Below are 26,359 nucleotides of genomic sequence, written 5' to 3'. Positions count from 1 at the left end.
GTCTTCTGCTTCTCCCAGTGAGGTGGTGCGGTCCAGCACTCCTAGTACCGCCCGAAGTTTATTACTCGTCGGTAACTTAATACATGTTACTAGCCGTTCTTTGCATTGCCAACACCGGATTTGCGTCCGATGACAAGCGCGTCGACCGCGATTCCCGTTTCGGTGTGTCTGTGCGGATTTCCGGCGATCTCGAACTCGAGCCTTCCTTCGAACTCCTGCATCAATTCTTCTGGTGTGTAAAGGATTTCGGGATCTTTCGGTCCGCCGACGCCGTAGTCGATGTTGCTTCGGTCGTGACCCAAAATCATGAGGATTCCATCAGGTTTCAGAGAATTTATGGCACGGTTCACAACCAGGGTGCGTTGTGGTGCGGGCAGATGAAGGTAAAGAAGCAGGGCCAAGTCGTATCCCTGCCCGTTCCTTGAGGCGAAATCCGCGACGGTGACGTCGCCGCATCGGTAGTCGAGCCGGTCGAGAACCGATCGGGGTGAGCGGGCCGCGATCGTGCGGGCTTTCTCGATCGCGACGGCCGAGTAGTCGATGCCGGTGACCTCCCAACCGCGGGTCGCGAGCCACAACGCGTTACGGCCCTCGCCGCACGCCAGGTCGAGTGCCTGGCCGTGGGGGAGGGCCGTCGCGTATTCCACCAGCAGTTCGTTGGGAGGAGCGCCCCAGACGAGCTCGGTTTCTTCGTACTTCTTGTCCCAGGCCGCCGCATCCATAGATGACGACGGTAGTGCCACTCAGTGGTTACGCACTCCGTCCATCGGGTTCTTGCGTAGGGCGGCGCGCGTCGGGATCGCGATGGAGACAAATCCCAGAACAGCGGTCACCGCGACGATGGAACCGTAGATCGCCGGTGAAATCGCCGGGATCGGCTGCCCGGACACCGCTACGGCGATACCCATCAGAGGCGGCAGGGCGATCAGCGATCCGACCACGACGGCGATTCCCACCACCATCAACGACTCGATGCGCATCATCGCTCGGACCTGCCTCGTCCGCGAGCCCACCAGTTGAAGGAGCGCGAACTCGCGGGAACGCTCGGCAGTGGCGGCGACCAGGGTGTTCACGACGGCGACTGCGAGATAGCCGAGCAGGACGAGGACGGCGAGGATGCTGACCCAGGACTGCATACGACGCTGATCTTCGCCCGCGGCCCCGAACTGGTCCTGGTTCATCGCGGCGATCGAGGGGAACGAGCGCAACGACTGCTGGACTTCGGCCGACCGTCCGGGTTCGGCAGCAACCAGAACGGTGTCGATCAGAGCGTCGGTGGAGTGCTGACGCAAAGTCTCGATCGGCATGGTCACGTCCCCGAATCCGAGGCCGCGACCATATTTTGCGACGACCATCGGATGCACCAGTGTGCCGTCCCCTAGATAGAGGTCGACGCGCTGACCTACCTTGGCTCCGAGTGTGAAGGCGCCGTCTTCGCTCACGGCAACGGTATCGCCGGTTAGAGCGCTCAGGTCGCCCTCGGTCACCGCGAGATCGAGGGTCGCGTCGGCGCCGGCGGCGTCGATGCCCTGGGCAGCGATCGCGCTGTCGGCTGAGCCGCCTTCCTCACCGCTGGGTACCGGCAGGACTTGACTGCGGACCACCGGGTTTGCCGCACTCACTCCGGGCACCGATGCGATCGAGTCGAGGAGCGAGGGAGCGATACCGGCCGGCGCGCCGACGATCAGGTCGGCGGTGACGCCCTTGATCGACTGGTTGGTCGCCTCGGCGGCGACGGTGCTCTGGCTGAAGAACTGCACCGAGCCCAGTGCGATTGCGAGAGCCAAGGGAACAACCGCCGACGAGAGCCGTCTCGAATTGGATTCGGCGTTGGCGGCAGCGAGAACTTTGGACGCCGACCCACTACGGCGCAGTGGACCGCCGATCACCTTGATGATGCCGCGCACCAACAAGGGGCCGAGTAGCGCGACCGAGAAGATCAACAACAGTGCACTCGAACCGGCTCCAGCGGCTGCCACGCTGCCGGGCAGGAAAGCGGGGAGGATGCACGCGCTGAGACCGGCGGCACCGAAGATCAGCCCGGTGACGATGCGTCCGCGGCTCAGTTTCGCCGGGCCGCTTTCGGATTCGCGAAGCGCTTCGACGGGGTCGAGCTTCGCCGGTCGTCGTGCCGCGATCGCCGCTGCCGCGCGGGCAGTGAGTACGCAGATCAGGAAAGCCGCGATCGCCGGAAGCGGGCTGTACGCCAACGCGAAATCGGTGGGCATGACCCCGGCGTCGGCAAACTGTGCACCCAGGAATCGGGCGAGCAGGTATCCGGGCACCGCGCCGAGAGCCGCCGCAGCCGCCGCGACGAGCAGCACTTCACGTCCGATCATGACGTGGACTTGTCGCGTGGTGGCCCCGATTGCCCGCAACAGAGCGAACTCTCGGCGTCTTGCGTTGATCGAGAGCGACAGCGTGCTGGAAACGACGAACATACTGACCATCAACGCGAGACCGGCAAACGACGCGCAGAGCACGATCAACTGGGTCCGCGCAGCACCGGCGTCGAGGAATTCGATGCCTCCGCGCGCAGTGCCGGTCGAGACCTCCGCGCCGGTTCCGGCGAGTGCATCGCGGGCGAGAGCGGCAGCATCCACGCCTGCGGGAGTGATCAATCCGACTGCGGTGACAGCGTTCTGGTGCGGCCACAACCGTTCGGCCTCTGCGTCGTCGAGGAAGACGAGTGCCGGACGGTCGGGTGACGGCACCGAAGCCGAATCAGCTGTGCCGACGACGGTGTACTCGTCGGCTATCGCGCCGTGAGCCAGCGTGATTTGCTCGCCGAGAGCGGCGCCCGTGGTCGAGACCACCTCGTCTCGGCTCTGCGGAGCGCGACCTTCGGTGAGCGAGTACGGCGCCAATTGTGCTGTGTTCCAAGGATGTGCGTCGAGTACGACGCCCTCGGCGGTGCTGACGGGGACGGAGATGTCGGGAACCACGGTGACATCGAGTGCGTCGAGCTTGCGGACCGTATCGCTGTCGAGGAGAACTCGCTCGGCAAAAGGCTGATCGGCGTCTTCCTTGACCTCGAGCGCCTGTGGTGCACTCACGACGGCGTCGGCACCGGCGTAGAGATGTGGTGAGACGCCGCCTCGCACTCCCGATTCCAGCAGCACACCCAGACCGCAGGTGAGGAGCGCTGCGCAGAATACGGAGACGAACACGGCGACGAAACCGGAGCGATGCGCTTTCAGGTGCGCAAAGGTGTGCGCTTTCATCATCACCAGTCCCCGAGGTGTGTCATGCGCTCGGCGATCTGCTGCGGCGTCGGGCGGTCGATGTGCCCGACAAGTTTCCCGTCGGCGAGGAACAGCACACGATCGGCGTACGACGCGGCCACCGGGTCGTGCGTGACCATGACGATGGTCTGATCGAACTCGGCGGCTGTCCGGCGCAACAACTCCAGAACCTGCTTGGCGCTGCGGGAGTCGAGGGCGCCGGTCGGCTCGTCGGCAAAGAGTGCGTCGGGGTGAGTGACGAGGGCGCGCGCGATGGCGACGCGTTGCTGCTGACCGCCGGACAGTTCGGAGGGTTTGCGCTTGCGGTGCGATCCGAGTCCGACGGATTCGAGGACGAAGGTCAGGTACTGCTTGTCGGCTCGTCGTCCGGCGAGGAGTAGGGGGAGCGTGACGTTCTGCTCGACGTCGAGAGCGCCGAGCAGGTTGTAGGCCTGGAAGACGAAACCGATGTGATCGCGACGGAAGATGCTGCGGGCCTTCGGCTTCAGCTGTGAGATCTCGGTGTCGCCCAGCCACACCGATCCGCTGCTCGGTCGATCGAGCCCTGCGGCGCAGTGCAGGAAAGTGCTCTTGCCCGATCCGGACGGGCCCATCACGGCGGTGAAGGTGCTGCGCGGCAAGGTGAGGCTGATGTTGTCGAGGGCGGTCACGGCGCCGCGGCCGTTGCCGTAGATCTTGCTGACGCCTTCGAGTCGCACGGCGGATGTTCGGGCGGCCGTGGCACCAGGGGCCGGCGGGGCGAGGACCGAGTGTCGATTCTTCATGGGATGAACGCTATGGAGATTCGGCATTCGTCGACATCCAGCAGGGTCCCGAATCAATGGTGTAGCCAGCTGTAGTGGATCGCGGCATCAGGTGCGGCATGCTGGGGCAGTGAAGAAGAGAACCAGGGCTGCGGTGTACGTGCTCGTCGAGGGTGCGGCAGCCGTGGTCTCCCTGTTCTTGCTGATGGTCGGTCTCATTCTGCTGTCGCTCTCGATTCTGATCGTCGGATGGTTGCTGTTGCCGTCGTACGTGCGGGTGCTCCGGTGGTGGGCGGGTCTGGCCCGCAAGAGAACGGCTGCGTACACCGGACGCCCTGTTCTGCAGCGATACCCACCGATGCCAAGCAATCCGACCTTCGGGGATTGGCGCCGGTTCCTCACCGATCAGTCGACCAGGCGCGACGCGGCCTGGCTGTCGATTCATGGTCTGGGGGCTTTCGTCGCGGCGATGCTGACCATTGCTCTGCCACTCGGTGCACTCAATTCGATTGCCGTCCCGCTGTACTGGCAGCAGATGCCCGCCGGTGAACCCGTCAACAATCCGTACCCCGTGACGTCGTGGTTGGGCGCTGCCGGAATGCCGTTGATCGGCATCCTGTACCTCCTGATCGCGTGGTGGTTGGTCCCCGCGATGGCGAAGTGGATCAGCTGGTCGACCACGACTTTGCTTGCGCCGGACACGCGTTCGGACCTCTCGAAGCGCGTCACCGCCCTGACGGCCAGCCGCGCTGCGGCGCTCGACGCACATTCGGCCGAACTCAAGCGCATCGAGCGGGATCTGCACGACGGCGCGCAGAACCGTCTGGTCGCGGTGGTGATGATGTTGGGGATGGCCGAGCGGTCGTTGCAGAACAATCCGGACCAGGCTCTGCCACAACTGCATCGGGCCCAGGATGCGGCCACCGAGGCGTTGAGCGAACTCCGGACGTTGGTGCACGACATCTACCCGCCGATCCTCGACGAGTTGGGTCTGGAGGGCGCGATCTCCGCGCTCGCCGGGCGCTCCGCCGTGCCCTGCGTACTCGAGATCGACGAACTCCGCCGTGCCCCGGCTGCCGTCGAGGCTGCTGCGTACTTCGTCGTCGCCGAGGCCTTGACCAACGTCGCAAAACACAGCGGAGCGCGCAGTGTCACCGTCACGGCACGGACGGAGGCGTCGGACGACTCGTTGGGTGAGACGATGCTCATCGACGTGATCGACGATGGTCAGGGCGGCGCGAACGAACGCCCGGGCGGCGGCGTGGCGGGTATCCGACGCCGGGTCGAGGCTTTCGAAGGAACCGCAGTATTGGAGAGCCCGGAGGGTGGACCGACAACGATGAGGGTGGAACTACCATGCGGATTCTGATTGCCGAGGACGACGCTCTCCTGCGAGAGGGGCTGGCACTGCTGCTCCGCGGAGAGGGCTTCGAGGTGTCTGCCGTCTCCGACGCCGCACAGTTCCTCACGGTGTTCGAGGAGACCGCCCCCGACGCCGCGGTGCTCGACGTCCGGATGCCTCCTACTTTCACCAACGAGGGGCTTCGAGCGGCGATCGAGGTGCGCAAGCTTCGCCCGGGCTTTCCCGTCCTGGTCCTTTCCGCGTACGTCGAGGATCGCTACGCCGGTGAATTGTTGGCAGGAGGCGCCGGCGGGGTCGGGTACCTGCTCAAGGAACGGGTCGGCAAGGTAGCCGAGTTCGTCGACGCATTGAACCGGGTCGTCGACGGCGGAACCGTGATGGATCCCGAGGTCGTATCCCAACTGATGAGCCGTCGACGCGCCGACGATCCGATCAGATCACTGACCCCACGCGAGTCCGAGGTTCTCGGACTGATGGCGGAGGGGCTGGGAAATCAGGAAATCGCCAGGAAACTGGTCGTCAGCGACACTGCTGTGAGCAAGCACATAGGAAATATCTTCGCAAAACTCGGCCTGTCGGCTTCCGAAAGCGGGCATCGTCGTGTTTTGGCAGTTCTAGCTCATTTACGCGCCTGATCGTGGATCTGGACTACATACCTGACCGAAGCGTAATGTGAGCCAGCCTCATGTTGTTGCCGTGATCGAACGGTGACCTGAGAGGCAGGGGCTTATGTCCTGTACGTAACGTGTGATGTCGAATGCGCGTCATCACCAGAAACCAACGAGGAGATCGATCAATGGGTAAGCCGATTGCCAGTGTGGCCGGAGGTCGGCAGTCCGTCCTTCTCGGGCTCGGCGTTCACCGCCCGGAGCGAGTCGTGACCAACGACGAGATCTGCGAGCTGATCGATTCCACCGACGAGTGGATCCAGACGCGATCGGGTATCAAGTCGCGCCGGTTCTCCGGCGAAGGTGAAGGCATCCTCGCGATGTCGATCAGCGCGGCCCGTAAAGCACTGGACGTCAGCGGCATTGCCCCTGAGCAGATCGGCGCCGTGATCATCGCGACGTCGACGTGGGACCTGCAGACTCCTCAGGCTGCGTCCATCGTCGCCCACGAGCTCGGCATCAAGGGTCCGGCTGCATTCGACGTCGCGGCAGGCTGCGCCGGTTTCTGTACCGCCCTTGCAGTGGCCAGCGACCTCGTTCGCGGCGGCACGGTTGATCACGTACTCGTGGTCGGCGTCGAGTTGATGAGCGAGGCCACCGAGCCCACCGATCGCAGCGTTCGCTTCATCTTCGGTGACGGCGCAGGCGCAGTTGTCGTCGGCCCGAGCGATACCGTCGGAATCGGCCCGGTCGAGTGGGGTTCGGACGGCAGCCAGTCCGACGCCATCGTTCAGGAGCCGAGCTGGCTCGACTACACCAAGAACCCGACCGGACCTCGTCCGTGGATCAAGATGGCCGGTACCGCGGTGTTCCGCTGGGCTGCCTTCGAGATGGGCAAGGTCGCCACCCGCACCCTGGAGAAGTCGGGGCTGGGTATCGAGGACATCGACGCTTTTGTGCCGCACCAGGCAAACCAGCGCATCAACGAGGTCATCGCTCGCAGCATGAAGCTGCCCGAGGGCTTCCCCGTCTCCAACGACATCGCCGAGACGGGCAACACGTCCGCGGCCTCGATCCCGCTCGCCATGGAGCAGATGCTGCGCGACGGCCAGTGCAAGCCGGGCGACAAGGCATTGCTTCTCGCCTTCGGTGCGGGTCTGTCCTTCGCCGGCCAGGTTGTCGTCATGCCGCCGTTGGCTGGAGCGGAATCAGCCTGATCTTCTCTCGTGACGAGCGCCTCGAACCCCACGGTTCGGGGCGCTCTTCCGTTTCCGTCCAGACCGTCGTACCTCTGCGATGTGGCACTCTGGCGAGATGGTCGAGAGTATGGGGGAGTCCGAACGTACGGGTGTGACGGGCGGCAGCTTGGCGAAGATGGGCGGGCAAGTGGCGCTCGCCAGCACGGTCAGTCGGATCACCGGCTTCGTCCGCACCCTTGCCCTTGCCGCGGTCCTCGGCATCGCCCTGGTCAGTGATGCGTACAACGCGGCCAACAGCTTCCCGAACATGGTCTATCAGCTCCTCCTCGGCGGAATTCTCGCCAGCGTTCTGCTTCCGTATCTGACACGGCAGCGAAGTCGTGGGCGGACGCTCGAACGAGAGCAGACGCAGCGCGTTCTCACCGTCGGAGCGCTTGCTCTTGCGCTCGTGACGGTAGTGGCGGTGGTGTGCGCGCCGCCTCTGGTCTCGGCTGTGATCGATGATCCGGCTCAACGAGAGTTGACGACGCTCTTCGCGTACTTGCTTCTGCCGGAGATCTTCTTCTACGGCGTCACGGCGATGATGACGGCAGTACTCAGTGTTCGATCAGTGTTCGGCGCGCCGGCCTGGGCGCCGGTGATCAACAACGTCGTCCTTCTGGTGACGGTCGCGGTCTTCCTGTGCATCCCGGGGCCGGTTACTCTGACTCCCGAGTCGATGACCACCGCGCAGGTTCTGGTGATCGGTATCGGCACTCTGCTCGGGATCGTGGCGCAAACCGCCGTCGTTGCTCGAGCGCTGCACCGCAACGGGTTTCGGTGGCGCCTTCGCGTGCGGGTCGTACCGCACACCTGGCGCCCGGTGCGCGTCGGGGCGCCGTTGCTCGGTTGGGTACTTGTGTACGTCGTTGCCGGTCAGATCGGTGTGTGGGTGACGATGAAGGTCACTCTCTCCCGTCACGTCTACTCGATGTACACGCACGCGGATCTGCTGTTTCAAGTGGCGTACGGCATTCTCGGTGTGTCGTTGTTGACGGTGCTGATGCCGCGGATCGCCAGGTCGGTTGCTGCGGGTGACGACGTCGGCGTCGTATCCGATCTCGGCCGGGGAGCCCGGTATTCAGTGGTGGCGCTGATTCCGGTCACGGTGGCGCTCATGGTCTTCGGCCCCTCGTTGACCACCCTGATCTTCTTCGGCCGGGTCGACGGCAGCAGTGCCCGGTTGATCGGGACGGCCGTTGCGGTCAGTGCATTCGGGCTGGTGCCCTTTGCGATGGTCATGCTTCAGCTTCGAGTGTTCTACGCCGACAACAACACCCGAACTCCCGCGGTGATCGCGCTGGTGATGGTGGTAGCCAAGACGGCGCTCGTTCTTCTTGCGTCTCTGTCGGCGAGTGACGAAACGCTGGTCCTGGCCGTCTGTGCGGCGGGCTCGTTCTCCTACGTGTGCGGAGCGGCGCTCGGCCACATCCTGCTTCGAAAGCGATACGGGCTGTTGGGATTCCGTCGCGTGCAGGCTACCGTCGGAAGGATTTCGGCGGCGGCAATTCTGGCAGGTGGTTGTGCGCTCGCTTTGGTGGTGGCGGTTCAGAACCGAGTTCCCGAGCCCAGGCTTGCTGCTGTTATTTCATTGTCGGCGGGTGCGGCCGTCGGAGCAGTCGTCCTGTTGGGCGCATGCAAGGTCGTCGGTGTTCCCGAGATTCGCCGGGCTCGGGCCCTACTGTTGTCCTGAGGACAAGAGCGGTACCAGCAGTTCGTCCGGAGTGAGGGCGCCGTGCTGTCCACGGAGGCCGGACAGTCCCGATTCGACAGATCGACGTACGACGGCCACGTCCCCGGACGCAATGGCGATGACATCACCGATCCGGCCGTGATACTCGGAATGCACTGCAGGCCCGAACAATCCTGCGACTATGCCCTCGGGTCTCGTCCCGATCCACATGCGGTCACCCAGTTCGGCGCGCCAGCGGTCCGCAACATCTTGTGCAGCGCCTTCTCGGGTGTGGATGTGACGACATCTAGGTTCACCGGCAAGAGCGAGTACATCTTTGGACAGAATCGGAGTGTTGTCGAAGTCGATCTTGTTCTCGTCCAACACGTCGACCATTCCGTGGTCTGCCGTCACCAGCAATCTCACGTCCGGACCGAGAGCGGCGGCGAGTTGCTCGACCAGTCGATCGACAAGCATCAGTTGGAAAATCCACGGCTCGGACTCGGGGCCGTAGACGTGGCCGAGTGCATCGATCTCGCTGATGTAGCAGTACGTGAACGTACGGTCGGCAGATTTCGACGCGGCCACGGTGCGAGCGAGGAGGTCTCCGTATGCCTGGATTCCGGCGAATTGGGCGCCGCGCATTCCCGCCCGGGTGAGGCCGCTGCCGTCGAATTTGGACGGAACGACGGTAGTGACGGTGATGCCGGCGGCCGCGGCACGATCGAAGGTCGTGGCCTGCGGCTGCAGGGTCTCCGGGACGATGGAGTCGGTCTGAGATTCCTTCTTGCCCGCGCTGTGCCAACCCAGCCAGTTGAACACCGAATCGGCTTCTTCGACGTAAGACTGGTAACCGGTGATTCCGTGCGCCCCCGAGGGCAGCCCGGTCCCCAACGAGACGATGCTGGTGGCCGTCGTCGTGGGGAATCCTGCCCGTATGGGCGTTCCGATCAGTGAGTTCAGGAATGGTGCGTGTTCGGCGTTGCGGGCGAGCAAGTTCGCGCCCATCCCGTCTACCAGCAGAATTACAGTCTTCTGGCTGGGCTGTAGATCGAGTCGGTTCGCTTCGCCGCTCACTCCGAGAGAAGCGAGTACCGACGGCGCAAGCGTCGACAGAGTCGGCTGCGAGTACACATCGAGGAGAGGGGCGGGGGCGGGCATCCCATGAGATTAGGCGTTGGACGCAGAAAACTGCATACCTTCTGGGCGAGTGTTCAAATCCGTGCGGTCAAATCGGGACTTTCCAGATGATCAGCGCGCAGAGACCGCGGGCCGGTGCGGCCTCTGCGCGGAGATTCACTCCATGATCGTGGAGATCTGGAACTTGGCGCCGAGTGGATCGGCCACCGACGCGAGACGGCCGAAGGGCGTGTCCTCGGGATCGCGCAAGACGCTGCCGCCGAATTCGACGACCTTGGCGACGGCCGCGTCGGTGTCGTCCGCCCCGAAGTACACCTGCCAGAACGACGGCACCTCTGCAGGGAGGAACGAGCTGGCATCCATCAAACCGGCGACGACGGTGTCGCCCTGCTTGGCCTGTGAGTACCGGAACTCGTCGCTGTCGCCGATGGACTCGTAAGTCCAGCCGAACACGTCGGTGTAGAACGGCAGGACCGCGGCGTAGTTCTTGGACAAAGTCTCGTGCCACACCGGCGCTCCGGCCTCGCCGACCAGACCGAAGCCGTGGTGCTGATCTGCCTGCCAGATACCGACGACTGCACCGGCAGGATCGCCCACGATCGCCATGCTGCCCTGGGGACCGACCTGCATCGACGGCATCATGATCATTCCGCCCGCGGCTTCGGCCTTGGACGCCGACGTTGCCGCATCAGTCGAGGAGATGTAGGTGGTCCAGACGTTGCCGTACGGGTTTCCCTCCTGCTGAGGTCCGAGCCCGGCGATGGGCTGCCCGTCTTTGCTGAAGATCGCGTAGCCGCCGTACTGCGGGTCGTCGTTTGTGTCAGTCTGCCAACCGAACACGTTGGTGTAGAAGGATTTGGCGACCTCGGTATCGGAGCTGGTGAGGTCGATCCAACAGGGTGTTCCGTCGAGCGCTGTGCGTGCGGGCATCTGAAACTCTCCTTTACCGAAACGGATACACAAGTACGGGTCGCGCAAATGCTTGGCCGAGGAAGGCGCGAATCTCACGCTACGCGCGTACCCCGACACATTCCCAGGGCTCGAGAGCTTTGGAGTATTTGACCGTTCGCGCTTACCGGTGGGCCGGACCTGCCGACGTAGTCGATCGCCGAATCGTCCTTGATACGCCGAAGTTGATGGGGCACTTGCTCGATCGGCGAGGCCGTTCCGCGGGTGTAGTGCCGGTACGTGTCAGCTCGTGATCAGCCCCGTGCGATCGAGCCATGCGAGCGCGTGACGTGAAAACTCGTCCGGAATCTCCAACTGAGGGGTGTGACCGGTGTCGCCGAGAATGATGGTGGTCCAGTGTGGATGTGCGGCGGCGGCTGCCCGGGCGGCCTCGACCGGGACAAGCCGATCGCGATCGCCATGTATCAGGAGCGTCGGAGTCGTGATCTCTCGCAGTGTCTTTCGATAAGAGGCCGGACGGGCGAGGGTCATCAACAGTGACCGTGCTGCCTGCAGGAACTCGGCATCCTGAGTGGGTTCGTTGCGACGAATCGCCGTCAAGGCAGCGCCCGCGTCGAGGACGGCGGGGTCTGCTCGCGTCGGATCGGCAAAACACAATCTGGTCATCTGAGCGGCCAACTGCCGGTCTGACATCTTTCGGCGTCCGAAGCCGAGAACCTGCTCACCGACGTACGGCATCGAGTAGAGCGCGAATTGGGCGGCTACGGTCAGGTCGGGAAGTTGGACGGGGAGGGGGAGCGCCGGATCCACCAGGACCAGGCCGGCGACTGATTCGGGACTGGCATGGGTCGACATTGCCGAGACCATTCCGCCCATGGAATTGCCGAACAGGACGGCAGGTTCACCAACTACTGTCTCGAGAAAGCGATTCAGGAGTGCTGCGTTGGCGTCGACGCCGGTGTGTCGCCCACGGGCAGAGGTGAGTCCGAATCCGGCGAGGTCAAGTGCGTACACGCGCGTGCGCTCCGCCAGCGTCGGTGCCACCCGCACCCAGTTCAGGTGCGAGCCGCCCAGACCGTGAACGAGCACGATGGGCGGCGCTCCGCTGGGACCGCCGAAGTCGATCCAGTGAACATCACCGCCGAGGTCGGTGATGTTGCTTGTCCCGCCCCACGGGTGTGTGAGGGTGCTTCCGTCGGCGGGTTCGGCCGAAACAGCGGATTCCATACCTGACAGGATGCACCGAGGCGCGGTTCCAGTCACGCTCTCGCCCCGGTTCGGTATCCGAAACTGTGTCCTCGATCACGGATTATCGGGAAGCTCGGGAAACGGGCAAAACGGAATTTGACTGGTGTCAAGCACTTTTCGCGGTTGTCGCCGCTTTCCGACAGCCGTGGCGCGCGTCCGGCGGAGGTCGGTTCGGGCATACTGAAAACCATGTGGTGGATGGTCGGGCTCATTGTTCTGGCCGCGCTGGTTTTGGCATCCGTTCTGGTCGGTTTCGTTTTCCGCCGCCCGATCGCCGAAGCCAAGTCGGCGGTGCTTGCCTTCGACGACGCCAGCTCTCAGCCCCAGCGCGACTGACCACCGTCGAGCGGAATTGTTGCTCCAGTCAGATACGCGGCATCCGGGCCGACCAGGAAAGCCACCGCGGTGCCGATGTCCGTTTCGCAGTCCCCGATCCTCCGTAGCGGAATCCCGGCAACAAAAGCGGCAGCCTCTTCCGGACGCGCATCTGCCCAACGCTGTAGCCCGGGCGAGGATGCATGAGGAGCAACCGCGTTGACTCGGATCCCGTCGACGCCCCATTCGCACGCTGCTGCGCGACTGAGGGCTCGGACGGATTCCTTCACGGCCGCGTATCCGCCGTAGCCGGCGGCGTCCCAACGGACGGCCACGGAACTGACCATGTTGATGATCGCCCCGCCGCCGCGCTCCTTCATGAACGGGTAGCAGGCTTGCATTGTTCGCAGCGTCGCGACGGGACCGGAAGTCAATCCGTCGGCAAGGCGCTCCGGAGTGAGGTCGAGGACGTTGCCGAGCGGGTTGAGGCTGGCGTTGTTGATCAGGATGTCGACGCCGCCGAACAGTTCCACGGTTCGCGCCACGGCAGCGGTGATGGAACCCGCGTCGGCGATATCCACGAGCACCGGTTCGGCACGGCCTCCGCGTTCGGTGATCTCGTTACATGTGACGACGAGTTTCGACTCAGTGCGGCCCGCCACCGCGACGGAAGCACCTTCCTTGGCAAGCGCAAACGCAACACCCTGGCCGACGCCTTGCCCTGCGCCAGTGATCAGGGCCACTTTTCCATCCAACTTGCCCACTGCTGTTCTCCTGCTCGTCATTTAGCGGTTGTCGAATAGTTGTCCGCTCCGTGCAATATTTGTCTCGGCGTCCTGCTGGGCGAGATGTGATCTACATCCCACTTAGTGGTACGACTTTTAAAATCGGGCGTCTTACAGATAATGTGAGCGCCGTTACACACCTGGCGCGAGGCACGCGCACACATTCCATGATGAGGAGATAGACATGGGTTCCACAGCAGACGACCTCAAGGCTTGGGAAGCAATCGGCAAGGGCATCGGCGGAGTTGCCGGTCTCTTCGCTGGTGTTATCGCAATCATTTCTGCAGTCACCGCTGCACAGTCGCTTTCCTGATCCGTTTTTCGGATAGGTAGCACTCCGGCCCGCGACCTGAAGGCATTGCCTTCGTGGACGCGGGCCGGAGGTTTATCTGTACCTGAATACCTGTGTCTTGCAGGCACATTCAATTCTGTGATACGTCAATTGCCGCCGGAACATCCACACCTTCTTCGTGGACTTGGGGTCCGAAGTTCGGCAGCGGAGTGAAGTCGAGTGCCGCCTCCGAACCGCGGTAATGGCGGAAGTAGAAGAGGGATCGGTCGGGCCGCACCAGGCTGTCCGGTTCGCTTGTCTTCCATCCCCAGTGGACGTCCGCTCGCAGAATCTCCGACAGCCTCACGATGTTCTTGCAGCCGTGGCTCTGTAGCCCAAGGCATTTCAATTCCTCGACGTCTCGCAGTTGCCCGTCGCGCGTCCACCTGGATTCGTAAACCAGAGCATCGAGAACGACGCGGTGCGAACCCGCTTGAGTAACTCCGGCAAGTAGAACCTCCCAGTCCAATCCTGGTGCGTGCTCGAGGTATTCGTCGGCGTCGACGAATGCTGCCCATGCGACGGTGTCGCGGTATCGACTCACGTAATCGACGTACGCCTCTACCTGACCGTGCACGATCCGACCGTCCGCGTCGCGCGGTTGCCAGTCGACGATCGTCACCGGAAGGTCGTGCAGTTCTTTGCGGAATGCGACCTGAACTTCACTGTCCGACATCGATCGGGTGAAGGCGCCGTAAGAGTTGCCTCTCTTGTCCTCGCTGCGGCCGTGCCAACGGTTGAGGCTGAATGCGCTTGTCTTGCGGGTGGACCCGACGGAACCGGTGTTGTCGTAGAGAACAACCTCCCAGCCTTGCTCGATGTGGTGCAGGCACCAGTCTCTGATGAAGGGGAGATGTTCGCGGGGGAGCAGGACCGCAACCACGGCGCGGCGTCCGGTGTCAGAGCTGTTCGGGTGGTTCTTCGGATCCGTGATCACCCGACACACGATAGTGCTCTGCGTGGAAGCGGGTTACTCGATATTGATCGCAGAAATATTGGTCGTCAAACATTGACACATCTATCAATTTGTCTCATAGTCGAGTCATGACAACATCTGTGTCACATTCGCCACGGTTTGTTCCTTCCACCGGGGAGTCCTGGCGTTCGCCCTGGGCCATGTACGACGCATTGCGAGAGAACGACCCGGTGCACAACGTGGTGCCGGAAGCCTCGCCGCAGGACGACTACTGGGTGCTCACCCGTCACGAAGACGTCTACAACGCCGCTCGTGATTACGAGACGTACTCGTCGGCAAAGGGATTGACCACCGTCGATGGTGAGCTCGAGCAGATCGGGATGCAGGACAATCCGCCGTTCGTGATGCAGGACCCGCCCGTGCAGTCGGAGTTCCGGCGCATGGTGTCGAAGGGATTCACTCCGCGTCAGGTATCGGCGGTCGAGCCGATGGTCCGCGAATTCGTCGTCGAGCGTATCGAAGCGTTGAAAGCGCGTGGCAGTGGCGATATCGTCGTCGAGCTCTTCAAACCGTTGCCGTCGATGGTTGTCGCACACTATCTGGGTGTGCCGGAATCGGACCGTGACCAGTTCGACGGCTGGACCGAAGCCATTGTCGCTGCCAATTCGGCAGGTGGTGTGGCCGCGGCAGCGACGACGGCACAGGCCGCCACCGGTGAGCTGATGATGTACTTCGCGTCGCTGATCGACCGCCGCAAGGTCGAACCGGGTGACGACACGATTTCGCACCTACTCGCCGCTGGACTCGGTGAAGACGGCGACATGTCCGGCCTGCTGTCGATTCTGGGCTTCGCCTTCACCATGGTGGCCGGTGGAAACGACACCACGACAGGAATGCTGGGTGGTTCGGTGGCGATGCTGACCGAACGCCTCGACCAGCGTCAGATCCTGCTGGACGATCCCGCATTGATCACCGACGCGGTCGACGAGTTGCTTCGACTCACCTCGCCGGTCCAAGGACTGGCACGCACCACGACGCGAGATGTGGCCTTGGGTGGCAAAGTGATTCCGGCAGGACGTAAGGTTCTGCTGATGTACGGTGCGGCCAATCGTGATCCCGAAAAGTACGGACCCGACGCGGCGGAGTTGGACGTCTTGCGTCGACCGCAGAAGATTCTCACCTTCAGTCATGGCGCCCACCACTGTCTGGGGGCGTCGGCAGCTCGGATGCAGGCTCGAGTTGCGTTGGAAGAGTTACTCTCCCGGATTCCAGATTTCCATATCGACATCGACGCGATGCAATACGCGCCGGGCAACTACGTGCGCCGTCCACTCACAGCGCCGATGTCGGTGACCCGGCCGTGAGCAACGACTGGCTCGGTGAGGGGCGCGCCTTGGCGGCAGCCGAGAAGATCCTCGACAGTGCGGCGCAACTGTTCGTCGAGAAAGGTGTCAACGCCGTCGGTATGGCGGAGATAGCCTCTGCTGCAGGATGTTCCCGGGCCACCCTGTATCGGTACTTCGAGAATCGGCAGGCCCTTCACATTGCATTCGTTCACCGCGAAGCGCGCAGGCTGGGAACTGCGATCGCGGAATCGGTAGCGACCATCGATGATCCGAGCGAGCGTCTCGAAACGGCGATGCTCACCGCAGTCTCCGCGGTGCGCAGCACTCCGACGTTGGCTGCATGGTTCACTCCGGGTGATGCGAGTCTTGCAGGTGAACTTGCCAATTCATCCGACGTCATCAACGGACTGGGCGTCGCGATGCTCGGTGAAAACGGAGCAGGCACAGCGTCACGAGCCCGCTGGATCGTGCGAGTGATCCTCTCGCTGCTCATGGTGCCGGGTGCGGACGAGAACGACGAGCGGACGTTGGTGCGTGAGTTCGTTGCTGCGCTGTTGAACGCTGGACGAACCACGTGATCATCCCTTCCGGGTGATGCGCGAGGACTACGTGGCGATCGAGGATGAACCGGTATCCAGACACAGGACACCGCGAGTTCCCGAGGAGCGTAAGAGAAGATGACTACACCATCCGAACTCGACCCCAAGCCCGCTACCGAAGCGACTCGCCTTGCGAACGCCCAGGTCCTCCGTGATCTTCCGTTCGATGACACATTCGACTTCGAACTGATTTCTCGCGGTCTGGTGGCGCCGCTCATCGACGGCGGGTTGGTCAAGGGTGACAAAGGACAGTTCATCTTCTCCTACGACGCCTATGGGTTCGCCGACGGCGAAGCGCCGGACACCGTCAACCCGAGTCTCTGGCGCCAAGCCACTTTGATGGGAAAGGGCGGCGGGCTCTTCAAGCTTGCCGATCGCCTCTACCAGGTGATCGGCCAGGACTTGTCGAACACGACGATCATCGAGGGCGATACCGGGTTGATCATCGGTGACACCCTGATGTCCGCGGAAACAGCCGCTCTTGCGCTGGAGTTGTACTACCAGCACCGCCCCAAGGTCCCGGTCAAGGCGATCATCTTCACACACTCCCACGGCGATCACTTCGGCGGAGTCAAAGGATTTGTCACCGACGAAGAGATCGAGTCCGGTGCCGTAAAAGTCTATGCACCAGACAGTTTCACGGAGGAGGCGATCTCCGAGAACGTGCTCGCCGGAACGGCGATGACGCGTCGCGGAATGTACATGTACGGATCATTCCTGCGTCCAGGCCCGCAGGGGCAGGTTTCCGGTGGTCTCGGACTGTCCACGTCGCACGGCACGTCGACGTTCGCGGTGCCGACCGACGTCATCACCGAACCGGTACACGAAGAAGTCATCGACGGTGTGCGCGTGACGTTCATGCTCGCGCCGGGCACCGAAGCGCCGTCCGAAATGTTGTTCTATCTACCCGATTTCAAGGCGTTCGGGTCAGCGGAGGACGTCACGCACACGATGCACAACCTGTACACGTTGCGCGGCGCCAAAACTCGCGACGCCAAGGCCTGGTCGCACTACGTTCGTCTGGCGATGGAACTTTTCCCCGACGTCGAAATCATTTTTGCGCAGCATCATTGGCCCACGTGGGGCAACGACAAGATCTTGAAGCTGATGTCGGATCAGGCAGACCTGTACAAGTATCTGCACGATCAGACGTTGCGTCTTGCCAACAAGGGACTGACACCGGTGGAGATTGCCGACCAGATCGAGGTACCCGACGCCATCGGAAAGCAGTGGTACAACCGCGGGTACTACGGCTCGCTCAGTCACAACGTCAAAGCGATCTACACCTTCTATCTCGGTTGGTTCGACGGCGTTCCCGCTCACCTCAATCCTCATCCGCCGGTGGAGAACGGCAAGCGCTACGTCGAAGCCGTCGGCGGACCCGATGCGCTTCTGACCAAGGGCAAGCAGGCGTTCGACGACGGCGACTATCGCTGGGCAGCGGAGCTGGTGAACCATCTGGTGTTCGCCGATCCGAGTAACCAGAAAGCGCGAGAGTTGTTGGCGGACACGTACGAACAACTCGGCTACCAAGCCGAGAACGGTACGTGGCGCAACTTCTACCTGGTCGGAGCGATGGAATTGCGGCATCCGCTGGCACCGATGCCGTCCAACAACCCCACCGGCCCGGCCGTTGTCGCCGTGATGCCTCTCGAGCAGATGCTGGACTTCTGGGCAGTTCGCCTCGACGGTCCCAAAGCTGCCGACGTCGACCTGTCGTTGCGATTCGTGTTGTCGGACACTGCGGACAACGTCCTGGTCACAGTGCGCAACGGCGTGCTGAATTACGACACGGACAAGGCAGATGCTTCGGCGGCGCTGACTCTGACCTTGACCCGTGCCGTGTTCAACGAGGTGTATCTGGGAACGACTTCGCTCACCGAATCCATCAAGGCCGGAACGGCAAAAGCTGTGGGAGATCAGTCTGAACTGGAGACGTTCATCTCGCTGCTGGAGGACTTCGATCTGTGGTTCGACATCGTGACGCCGTGACACGTTGCCATCCGTGATGTGGCACGGGCGGGGGGATCATTCGAAACGGGAAGGATCTCCCGCGCCGATGCGCACGATCTCGGGGGCACCGGACGAATAGTCGACCACCGTGGTGGGCTCGGTTCCGCAGTCACCCGAGTCGATGACGGCGTCGAGTTGGTGGTCGAGTTCTTCCTTGATCTGCCAGCCGTCCGTCATCGGCTCCTCGGCGCCGGGCAGGAGAAGGGTGCTGGAGAGGATCGGTTCACCCAACTCTTGCAAGAGCGCCCGCACTACCGGGTGGCTGGGGATACGCACTCCGACGGTCTTCTTCTTGGCGTGTGCCAGTCGACGCGGAACTTCCTTCGTGGCGGGAAGGATGAACGTGTACTGCCCAGGCGTAGCGGCTTTCACCGCGCGGAACGCCGAGTTGGTGACGTGGACGAAGTGCCCGAGCTGCGCGAAGTCGGCACAGACCAGCGTGAAGTGGTGATCCGACCGCAGGTGACGGATCTCGCGGATCCGATCGGTGCCCGAGTGATTGTCCATTCGGGCACCCAGGGCGTAGCAGGAGTCGGTGGGGTAGGCGATGACCGCGTCGTTGCGCAGCATTTCGACGATCTGGCTGATCGCGCGCGGCTGCGGGTTTTCCGGGTGAACGTCGAAATATCGGGCCATCAACCCAGCTTAGTTCAGCTTGCAGATCACGAATGCCGTTCACCGTTCAGACTGTGGTCGGCGAGCAATCCCGTCAGCTCTTCGGCGTAGGCGAGTTGCTTACGTAAGTGTGTGCAGCTTTCTTCCGCCCGGGTATGGCAGGCGGTGACGAATTCGGTTGCGGCGGTTCGTGTTGACGCGTCCGAAGCTTCGTCGCCGAGCACTGCCAGGGAATTGAGGAGTTGTTTCATTTCTTCGAGACTGAATCCGAGCGGCTTCATTCGTCGGATTACCAGTAGCCGTTGGACGTCCGCCTCGGTGTACAAGCGGAATCCTCCGGCGGTCCGCTCCGATGGAGTGACCAGACCGACCTCGTCGTAATGACGGATCGTCTTGATCGACAGTTCGGTGCGTTCGGCAACCTGCCCGATCTGCATGTTCTGTCCCTGGACCGCATGTTCCGGCTCAGACATCACTCCTACTTTCGTCGCGCTGGGCTTCCATACTCTCAGTGACCGTCACCCAGGCGTCCGGACAGGCGCAGATGGCGCTCGGCCGATGCGTCGTCGAGCCCCACGATCTCGACATTCTTGCCTCTGGCCGCGTACTTGGTGGTGATCGCGTCCAGTGTCGCCACGGTCGACGCATCCCAGACATGCGACTCGGACAGATCGATGACAATGTTCTTCGGGTCGTCGGCATAGTCGAACTGGTAGATCAGATCGTTGCTGGATGCGAAGAACAGCTCGCCTCGAACCGCATAGACACGGATGTCCTCGTCCGGATGAGCGACGTCGATCACTTCGGTGAGATGCGCGACGCGGCGGGCGAAGATGACCATCGCGGTGATCACTCCGACGATCACGCCGTAGGCAAGATTGTGGGTCGCGACGGTGACCGCCACGGTGACCAGCATGACCACTGTCTCGCCGATCGGCATGCGGCGCAGGGTCTTCGGATTGATGCTGTGCCAGTCGAAAGTGCCGACCGAGACCATGATCATGACGGCTACCAATGCGGCCATGGGAATCAACGCCACGACATCGCCGAGGCCGACCACGAGTATCAGCAAGAACACGCCCGCCAGGAAGGTCGAGATTCGAGTGCGAGCGCCGGAGACCTTGACGTTGATCATGGTCTGGCCGATCATCGCGCACCCTCCCATGCCTCCGAAGAAGCCGGTGACGATGTTCGCGACGCCTTGGCCCCACCCTTCTCGGGTCTTGTTCGAGTGAGTATCCGTGACGTCGTCGACGAGCTTGGCCGTCATCAACGATTCGAGGAGGCCGACGAGCGCCATGGCCAATGCATACGGAGCAATGATCGACAGTGTGTGCATGTCCAGAGGGACGTCGGGGAACAGTAGCGTCGGCAGGCTCGACGGAAGCTCGCCCTCGTCGCCGACATTGGGGACGTTGAACGCGAAAACGACTGTGGCGGTGGTCAGTAGCACGATCGCCACCAGTGGAGCCGGGACCGCGCTGGTCAGTTTCGGCAGGAATACGAGTATCAGGAGGGCGACGGCCAGAAGTGGGTAGACGAGCCACGGAACATCGATCAGGTGGGGGAGTTGGGCAATGAAGATCAAGATGGCCAGTGCATTGACGAATCCCACCATGACGCTGCGCGGGATGAAGCGCATCAGCTTGGCGACGCCGAGGAGGCTCAACACGATCTGGAGCAGGCCGGCCAGAAGGACTGTCGCAATCAGGTAGTCGATTCCGTACTCGCGCGTCAGTGGAGCGACGACCAGTGCGACGGCGCCGGTAGCTGCGGAGATCATTGCGGGTCGTCCGCCGACGACGGCGATGGTCACTGCCATCGTGAACGACGCGAACAGTCCTACCCGCGGATCGACGCCGGCGATGATCGAGAACGAGATCGCCTCGGGAATCAGTGCCAACGCCACGACCAGTCCGGCCAAAACTTCCGTTTTGAGACGGCGAGGTGACCGGAGCGCGGCCCGAACCGAATTGTCGTTGGTGGATGAAGCGATGGTTACTGCCATGAGATTCCGTCCTGACGAGGTTCTCATACTCTACCCTCCCGTAAGGGTAGAGTATGAACGGAGTTCTCACTACGGCGCGAATTCCTGTCGAATTATGTTTCCCCGCAGTGAATCTCGAACCGCGAGATTGATCGAGAGAGGCAAGGCTCGCGGTGGCGGTCAGATGTGACGACCAGTAACCCTTACCAATTATTTACCTACTGTGTGGTTTTTGTTTATTGAAAACGGGTCAACTCGGGCGTTGGCTCCGTTACAGTTCGGCGGCAAACGTCAATCAGGTTGTTCCGAGAGGACATCATGTCAAAACGCCTACTGAATGCTGCGCTCCTTACCGGTCTCCTTGCCGGTGGAACCGCTGTGGCCGTGATTCCGGCGACCGCGGCGCCCGTTGCAGAAACCACGTCGACAACGTTTCAGGTCACGTGCCGCGCAGTTCCGAGTGCGTTCTCCGGTCCTTCGTCAGACGGAAAGCCTGCTACGGTGCGAGTTTCGGCTCCTTCGGTCGTGGCGCCAGGTCAAGTCTTCGACATCGAGGTGGATCCGGGTAGCGTCCAGATCCCGAACGATGTGAGCGGCGCAAGTGTCAAGAAGATTTCGCGTCTGAAGATCGATCTGCCGATTCCGACCAACGCGGAGTTCGTTTCGGCGACGGTCACCGATCCGGGCAATGTTGTTGCCGGGAAACCTGCTTCGGTGATTCGTGTCAACGAAGACGGCACTCCCGCAGCGGACGGTCCGATACTCCGGTTGTCCGGCGCAAACGAAGCGATCGGCAACAGTCCGTCATCGTCGTCGGGTGCGCACGGCGGGCTTGCGATCAACGCCCAGTCCGGAGCCGAGACCAACATCGTCTTTCCGAAGATCAGAATCACCGTAAAGGCCGGGCCGTCCGGCGCAGTCGAGACCAATGTCCGGACTTCGGGTGCTGCAGGTACTTTCGGCGGGCCGGAGTCATTTTTGACCTTCCTCCCTCAGGTAAGTCACTGGCTCGCGGGAACCATCTGGGCGCCCACATCCTGTTCTCCTCGCGACGGTGAGACGGGTCCCCTCAACGCCGGTGCCGGCGCATTGGCCTCCACGAAAATCGACGGAGACCTCGGACCTGTTGATCCCGAGCCTGGAGCAGACATCGTGACGACGCTCGAAGGGCCGACGACAGCCGCTACCGGCACCAAAGTGTCTTTTGCTTCTCACGTCGATCCGGAAAACGCAACGGGAACAGTACAGTTCATGGTCGACGGCAAGCCCGTCGGTGACCCGCGGCCGGTGGTTCGCGGTATTGCCCGCCTGGATCTGACCTTCGGTAAGGCGGGTACCAAGTCCGTGACCGCAGTCTTCACAGCTACCGACGACGAGGCGAAGTACACGTCGGCGGCACACATGCTCACGGTGACCGGGGATTCAACAGGCCCGGTCGATCCCGACCCGACCGATCCGGGCACTCCGGGTGGTCTCGGCAGCCTCGAGTCCGTTCTGCCGCAGCTGCCCACGGGTTCGCTCGGTGGCAAGTGATCACGGTCCTAATTCACCGAACACTCGATGACCGAGTCTTTTTGAAAGGCAACATATGAACTCCCGTTCTCTGGCTGTTTGCGCAGTCGTACCAGCTGTTGCGGCCGGACTCCTCGCTGTGTCCGCTCCGGCAGCAGCGGCTTCCGATACCGTGACTCGAACAGTTTCCTTCGAACACAAGTGCCGGGTCGACGGCGCCACCGATTGGGATTCGTCGTTCTCCGACAACCTGGAGGTCACGGCGCCCACGTCCGTGCGTCCCGGCGAACAGTTCACAGTGAAACTGCATCCGGGCACCATGCGTAGTTCGGATTCGGACACCGGTCGTATCAAGTACGACATCGCACTACCGCAAGGGGCAACCCTGGTTTCGTACTCCCTCGTCGGTGATTCGTCGTCCAACTTGACCGGCGAGACTGCGGTGCTGCTCCGGGTGGGCGCAGACGGAAACGCGAACCCGGCGGGTGAGTACCTGCGAATTACCGGTACCGGCAACAAGACAGTCAACGACGGTCCGAGCGCGAACGACAACAAGCCAAAGGAAGGGCTGCAAGTCAAGGCCAACACGGACTTTCGTTTACCGGCAGTCGAATTGAAACTCGAAGCTCGGTCCGACGAGGGAAATGCGACGACGCACCTGCGCGCCGGGGCGACGAGCCCGAGTATCAAGATCAAAGACACGAGCATGAGTTTCGGTGAGTCCCGGTGGGTCAATGCCGCTGGGTATTGTGTTGCTTCGGGCGAGGGACGCAGCGCCCTCTCGACTACCGAGGTATTCGCGACCAACCAGACCGAGACGACGGTCGCTGTCGCACTGGAGGCACTGACGGGCGAAGACGTCAAGATTGCGGCGAGTATCGACCCGAACCCGGGTGAGGGCACGGTCGAGTTCTTCGACGGCGATACGAAGATCGGTAGCGCCACAGTCGATTCCAATGGCCATGCAGAACTGGTCTGGCCGTTCCGCGACCAGGGCGAGCATCGCATCACCGCAAAGTTCTTGGGTACCAAGAAGTTCAGTTCTTCGGAATCTGCGGACAAGACCGTGACCGTCACCGTGCCCGGCGTCATCGTCGTCGAGCCGGTGGATCCGACGGAACCGGAAACTCCTGGTGGAACCGGAAGCCTCGGGGACATCTTCTCGAAGCTGCCGACGGGCTCACTCGGAGGCTGAGTCACCCAAACGGCAGGGGAGCGTCGACGTTTCGGCTCGAATACGGTTGTGTGATCGAATACTGGAATGACAGGTTCGAATCATGCCGAGAGCCGCAACGCCGGCGTTCCCTATTTTTCTCAATGGGAGTCTCCGTCACGGAAATCGGGCCAGAACCACAAAAGGTAGCTCACCAAAACTCGTGCCCTTTTACTACCGTTAGTTGAAGAACTGCGCGAACCGCGGGTTCTTACATCAACAAGCCTTCGAACTCGCCGCTGCGGTTCAGGTATGAACAAGGTAGGGAAAATGCGCAAGGTTAGTTTGCTCGCGTCCGCTGCAGCAGTAGCTGTCGGTGTGGCAATGATCGGGACGTCTGCGGCCTCAGCAGCGCCGGGAACGATTCCCGGTCATGGGCTGTTCGACGTGCCGTGGGAGGTGTTGCCGGGAACCTACACGACGTCTGGGCCCGTATCAGCTGATATGCCGTGCATATACGGTCGGGCAAAAGTCGACGGCGACGGTGAATTGAATGTCCTCGAGTTCGAAAGCACCCTCGAACCGGCGACAGTCACCATTCTCTTGACGGATTCTCGCTTCACCACCGCGTATTGCGCTGATTGGAAGAGAGTGTCGTCAGTCGGATCGTTGGATCTCGGATCGCTTTTCGGGTCCTAGACGTCTCCACTCTATGTCGAGATGGACCTCTGGAGGTGACCACGGCCCTCTGCCATCTCGATTGAACGCTCGGCTCGCGGATGCGCTCGTTCGTCTCGAGTTTTCGACCACTCGTCGCATGAGTCCATGACCAGGGACTTTAGCCCTCAGTAATTACCTACCAATCGGTATATTCTGCGAAGGTACGGACTTCGTGAACCGATGTGAGTTGGCTCCGGGGGACGTGCCGGCCTCGCAGGACCGCCCGCAAAGTCAGCCCGGTGAGGCCACCAGAGTTCGCGCATTTCGACAGATTGCCGCTGGGTCCGTCCGCTACGAGGGGAGCGGACGGACCTGACAGCACGAGAGAGTGCCATGCCTGAACGTGGTCAAAGCAGAGTGGACGCGGGGATCATTGCCGTCGTCGCAGTCATAACCGGTGTGTTCGTCGCACTGACCGGCCACGGTCTGGTTGCAGCGCTGGCCACCGTGTTGGGCCTCGCGCTCGGGATGGCGATTGTGCGGTATCTGATCAAAGGTCGCTGATCAGAGTCCTCTGATCAAAGGTCGCTGATCAGAGTCCTCTGATCAAATGTCGCTGATCAGAGCCCTCTGATCAAATGTCGCTGATCACCGCAAGAGTTCAGCAGGTCGCGAGAATGTCTGCGATGGTGTCGTGTTCGGCTTGGGTAACCCACAAACCGTATGCCGCTTTCACTTCCACTTGAGCAGTCACGTACTGGCAGCGGTATGCCTTGTTGGGCGGCAGCCACGACGCCGCGTCGGAATCCGACTTCTTCTGGTTGGTGGGCCCGTCGACAGCGCGTAGGTTTCGAGGGTCGTTGGCGAGATTGGTTCGCGTTTGCGTGTCGAGCTGCTGCGCGCCCTTCTGCCAGGCGTCCGAGAGTGCGACAACATGGTCGATCTGGACTGCAGAAGACGTGTCCTGGCCGCGGGTGAAGGCGATGGTCTTGTTCGTGTACGGGTCACGGAGCGTACCGGTTTGGACCGAGCAGCTTTTGGAGCCGTCTTTGAATGTCAGGTCGGTGAGGTCACGCCGCAGGATGTCGTTTCGGGTATCGCAGCCGTTGTGGCCGAACTCGACGGTGACGTCGTCGGTCCAGGCGGTACCGAACAGTGCACGGTCGTATCCGGTCTTGGGTGCGCGTCCCTTGATGGGGATCTGTGCCAGCAGTTCAATTGCGGCGGACGAGGGAGCCGAAGTTCCGGCCGTAACCGTCGTCGTGACGCCGGATCCGATTCCCGAACCGAGAGAAGATGTTTCGGGTGCGTCGGCGTTGGAACTGGCGCAACCTCCCAGCACGATCACGGCAGCAATGCCGATGGTGACGCCGGTGATGCCGCGCCTGTGATGTGCCGTGCGTGCCATGTGTGAGAGTCCATTTCTGCGAGAGATGAACTACAAGTATGTCATTCACGACATTTCGGGCTGAACCGGCACTGTCTGTCAGTCCGGTCGAAGTAGCCATCGCGTCACCGGAACCGACACGAGAACTCGCGGACCTTCACGAGTTTCGTCTGCGGCATCCCAGCCGTCGTACTTCTCGCCGAAAAGTTTCAGGAGATAGCCGAACTCGCCGACGTTGTGATGAATTGTCCCGAACCCCTGTGCGACCCACGGGTCGTGAGAGGATCCGTCGACTGCCAACGAGACCCGCGGATCGTCCAGCAGGTTCCGGACCTTCCGATTCTGCTCGGCGCTCGGTATCCAGAATGTGTTCTGACGCAGTAAGAACCAGACCGGAGTCGTGTGCGGCGAGCCGTCGCTTCGAAGGGTGGTCAACCACACGCAAGGAGTATCCGCGATAGTCACTGTCTCAGTATCGGTGCCGGCGCGACGTTCACCAATCGACGATGCGGAACGAACAATGCCCGGTCCTCGCCGTTGGCGAGGACCGGGCATTGTCGGGAAGGGAGTGGAA

At 62.1% G+C, this 26,359-nt stretch carries 25 protein-coding genes and 1 pseudogene; 13 read left to right on the top strand and 13 right to left on the bottom strand.

What is annotated here, in order from left to right:
- Positions 1–89 precede the first annotated feature (89 nt).
- The 3 genes from EEB12_RS09945 to EEB12_RS09935 are packed head-to-tail and all read right to left on the bottom strand — an operon-like array spanning position 90 to position 4,009.
- Positions 90–722 carry a class I SAM-dependent methyltransferase gene (locus EEB12_RS09945; RefSeq protein WP_141487711.1) on the bottom strand — a complete coding sequence of 211 codons (633 nt, stop codon included), beginning with the start codon at positions 720–722 and terminating at the stop codon, positions 90–92.
- 21 nt (positions 723–743) lie between these two features.
- The gene (locus tag EEB12_RS09940; protein ID WP_141487710.1) at positions 744–3,227 is read right to left on the bottom strand and encodes an FtsX-like permease family protein; all 2,484 of its coding nucleotides are present in this window, start codon (positions 3,225–3,227) and stop codon (positions 744–746) included.
- Complete coding sequence (locus EEB12_RS09935) at positions 3,227–4,009, bottom strand: ABC transporter ATP-binding protein (RefSeq protein WP_019747152.1); 783 nt, start codon at positions 4,007–4,009, stop codon at positions 3,227–3,229. Before EEB12_RS09935 ends, EEB12_RS09940 begins: the two co-directional genes overlap by 1 nt.
- A gap of 109 nt (positions 4,010–4,118) precedes the next feature.
- Here EEB12_RS09935 and EEB12_RS09930 point away from each other — a divergent pair, with 109 nt between their 5' ends.
- The 4 genes from EEB12_RS09930 (at position 4,119) to murJ (ending at position 8,890) form a co-directional block, all read left to right on the top strand.
- Positions 4,119–5,357: a sensor histidine kinase gene (locus tag EEB12_RS09930; protein ID WP_223257929.1), complete on the top strand. Its 1,239-nt coding sequence runs from the start codon at positions 4,119–4,121 to the stop codon at positions 5,355–5,357.
- Positions 5,345–5,986 carry a response regulator transcription factor gene (locus EEB12_RS09925; protein ID WP_003945784.1) on the top strand — a complete coding sequence of 214 codons (642 nt, stop codon included), beginning with the start codon at positions 5,345–5,347 and terminating at the stop codon, positions 5,984–5,986. The genes EEB12_RS09930 and EEB12_RS09925 overlap by 13 nt, the downstream gene beginning before the upstream one ends.
- A gap of 161 nt (positions 5,987–6,147) precedes the next feature.
- Positions 6,148–7,176 (top strand): beta-ketoacyl-ACP synthase III, encoded by a 1,029-nt coding sequence (locus tag EEB12_RS09920; protein WP_003945837.1) that lies wholly within the window; start codon positions 6,148–6,150, stop codon positions 7,174–7,176.
- Positions 7,177–7,273: 97 nt separating this feature from the next.
- The gene (gene murJ, locus EEB12_RS09915; protein WP_021343075.1) at positions 7,274–8,890 is read left to right on the top strand and encodes a murein biosynthesis integral membrane protein MurJ; all 1,617 of its coding nucleotides are present in this window, start codon (positions 7,274–7,276) and stop codon (positions 8,888–8,890) included.
- Here murJ and EEB12_RS09910 read toward each other — a convergent pair.
- The 3 genes from EEB12_RS09910 to EEB12_RS09900 form a co-directional block, all read right to left on the bottom strand.
- Positions 8,876–10,030 carry an alkaline phosphatase family protein gene (locus EEB12_RS09910; protein ID WP_141487709.1) on the bottom strand — a complete coding sequence of 385 codons (1,155 nt, stop codon included), beginning with the start codon at positions 10,028–10,030 and terminating at the stop codon, positions 8,876–8,878. The genes murJ and EEB12_RS09910 overlap by 15 nt on opposite strands.
- Positions 10,031–10,165: 135 nt before the next feature.
- Positions 10,166–10,939: a VOC family protein gene (locus EEB12_RS09905; RefSeq protein WP_019747156.1), complete on the bottom strand. Its 774-nt coding sequence runs from the start codon at positions 10,937–10,939 to the stop codon at positions 10,166–10,168.
- A 261-nt stretch (positions 10,940–11,200) separates the two neighbouring features.
- Complete coding sequence (locus EEB12_RS09900) at positions 11,201–12,145, bottom strand: alpha/beta fold hydrolase (protein ID WP_141487708.1); 945 nt, start codon at positions 12,143–12,145, stop codon at positions 11,201–11,203.
- A 144-nt stretch (positions 12,146–12,289) separates the two neighbouring features.
- Here EEB12_RS09900 and EEB12_RS09895 point away from each other — a divergent pair, with 144 nt between their 5' ends.
- Positions 12,290–12,502 carry a hypothetical protein gene (locus EEB12_RS09895; RefSeq protein WP_024487543.1) on the top strand — a complete coding sequence of 71 codons (213 nt, stop codon included), beginning with the start codon at positions 12,290–12,292 and terminating at the stop codon, positions 12,500–12,502.
- Here the strand turns inward: EEB12_RS09895 and EEB12_RS09890 are convergent.
- On the bottom strand, positions 12,484–13,245 hold the full coding sequence (locus tag EEB12_RS09890; RefSeq protein WP_020723638.1) for an SDR family NAD(P)-dependent oxidoreductase: 762 nt from the start codon (positions 13,243–13,245) through the stop codon (positions 12,484–12,486). The genes EEB12_RS09895 and EEB12_RS09890 overlap by 19 nt on opposite strands.
- A gap of 205 nt (positions 13,246–13,450) precedes the next feature.
- Here EEB12_RS09890 and EEB12_RS30810 point away from each other — a divergent pair, with 205 nt between their 5' ends.
- The gene (locus tag EEB12_RS30810; protein ID WP_003945944.1) at positions 13,451–13,579 is read left to right on the top strand and encodes a hypothetical protein; all 129 of its coding nucleotides are present in this window, start codon (positions 13,451–13,453) and stop codon (positions 13,577–13,579) included.
- 109 nt (positions 13,580–13,688) lie between these two features.
- Here the strand turns inward: EEB12_RS30810 and EEB12_RS09885 are convergent, their stop codons facing one another.
- Positions 13,689–14,534, bottom strand: coding sequence for a glycosyltransferase family 92 protein (locus EEB12_RS09885; protein WP_060938326.1), 846 nt, complete (start codon positions 14,532–14,534; stop codon positions 13,689–13,691).
- A gap of 107 nt (positions 14,535–14,641) precedes the next feature.
- On the opposite strand from EEB12_RS09885, the gene EEB12_RS09880 reads away from it, so the two are divergent.
- From EEB12_RS09880 to EEB12_RS09870, 3 genes are all read left to right on the top strand, one after another.
- Entirely contained in the window at positions 14,642–15,877 is a 1,236-nt protein-coding gene (locus EEB12_RS09880) for a cytochrome P450 (protein ID WP_141487707.1), read from the top strand.
- On the top strand, positions 15,874–16,437 hold the full coding sequence (locus EEB12_RS09875; protein ID WP_060938324.1) for a TetR/AcrR family transcriptional regulator: 564 nt from the start codon (positions 15,874–15,876) through the stop codon (positions 16,435–16,437). The genes EEB12_RS09880 and EEB12_RS09875 overlap by 4 nt, the downstream gene beginning before the upstream one ends.
- Before the next feature lie 99 nt (positions 16,438–16,536).
- A complete protein-coding gene (locus EEB12_RS09870) occupies positions 16,537–18,450 on the top strand; it encodes an alkyl/aryl-sulfatase (RefSeq protein ID WP_141487706.1) in 1,914 nt (637 codons plus the stop codon).
- 36 nt (positions 18,451–18,486) lie between these two features.
- Here EEB12_RS09870 and EEB12_RS09865 read toward each other — a convergent pair whose 3' ends face one another.
- The 3 genes from EEB12_RS09865 to EEB12_RS09855 are packed head-to-tail and all read right to left on the bottom strand — an operon-like array spanning position 18,487 to position 21,094.
- Positions 18,487–19,107, bottom strand: a complete 621-nt coding sequence (locus tag EEB12_RS09865; protein ID WP_029254604.1) for an L-threonylcarbamoyladenylate synthase — start codon at positions 19,105–19,107, stop codon at positions 18,487–18,489.
- Positions 19,108–19,133: 26 nt separating this feature from the next.
- Positions 19,134–19,559, bottom strand: coding sequence for a MerR family transcriptional regulator (locus EEB12_RS09860; RefSeq protein ID WP_019747166.1), 426 nt, complete (start codon positions 19,557–19,559; stop codon positions 19,134–19,136).
- A gap of 35 nt (positions 19,560–19,594) precedes the next feature.
- The gene (locus EEB12_RS09855) at positions 19,595–21,094 is read right to left on the bottom strand and encodes a SulP family inorganic anion transporter (RefSeq protein ID WP_181447620.1); all 1,500 of its coding nucleotides are present in this window, start codon (positions 21,092–21,094) and stop codon (positions 19,595–19,597) included.
- A 297-nt stretch (positions 21,095–21,391) separates the two neighbouring features.
- Here EEB12_RS09855 and EEB12_RS09850 point away from each other — a divergent pair, with 297 nt between their 5' ends.
- The 4 genes from EEB12_RS09850 to EEB12_RS30465 all read left to right on the top strand — a co-directional run bounded on the left by EEB12_RS09850 (position 21,392) and on the right by EEB12_RS30465 (position 24,962).
- Positions 21,392–22,606 (top strand): Ig-like domain-containing protein, encoded by a 1,215-nt coding sequence (locus tag EEB12_RS09850; protein ID WP_141487704.1) that lies wholly within the window; start codon positions 21,392–21,394, stop codon positions 22,604–22,606.
- A 55-nt stretch (positions 22,607–22,661) separates the two neighbouring features.
- Positions 22,662–23,780 carry an Ig-like domain-containing protein gene (locus tag EEB12_RS09845; RefSeq protein WP_047889148.1) on the top strand — a complete coding sequence of 373 codons (1,119 nt, stop codon included), beginning with the start codon at positions 22,662–22,664 and terminating at the stop codon, positions 23,778–23,780.
- Between the two features lie 288 nt (positions 23,781–24,068).
- Complete coding sequence (locus tag EEB12_RS09840; protein WP_029537646.1) at positions 24,069–24,437, top strand: hypothetical protein; 369 nt, start codon at positions 24,069–24,071, stop codon at positions 24,435–24,437.
- 354 nt (positions 24,438–24,791) lie between these two features.
- Positions 24,792–24,962: a hypothetical protein gene (locus EEB12_RS30465; RefSeq protein ID WP_020906453.1), complete on the top strand. Its 171-nt coding sequence runs from the start codon at positions 24,792–24,794 to the stop codon at positions 24,960–24,962.
- 100 nt (positions 24,963–25,062) lie between these two features.
- Here the strand turns inward: EEB12_RS30465 and EEB12_RS09835 are convergent.
- Positions 25,063–25,806: pseudogene (locus tag EEB12_RS09835) on the bottom strand (HNH endonuclease family protein); the annotation flags it as partial.
- Positions 25,807–25,884: 78 nt separating this feature from the next.
- The gene (locus tag EEB12_RS09830; RefSeq protein ID WP_141487703.1) at positions 25,885–26,340 is read right to left on the bottom strand and encodes a pyridoxamine 5'-phosphate oxidase family protein; all 456 of its coding nucleotides are present in this window, start codon (positions 26,338–26,340) and stop codon (positions 25,885–25,887) included.
- Positions 26,341–26,359 lie beyond the last annotated feature (19 nt).

Source organism: Rhodococcus sp. WS1, from assembly GCF_003797745.1.
GTDB lineage: Bacteria > Actinomycetota > Actinomycetes > Mycobacteriales > Mycobacteriaceae > Rhodococcus_F > Rhodococcus_F erythropolis.
This window is presented reverse-complemented; position numbering and strand designations above follow the sequence as displayed.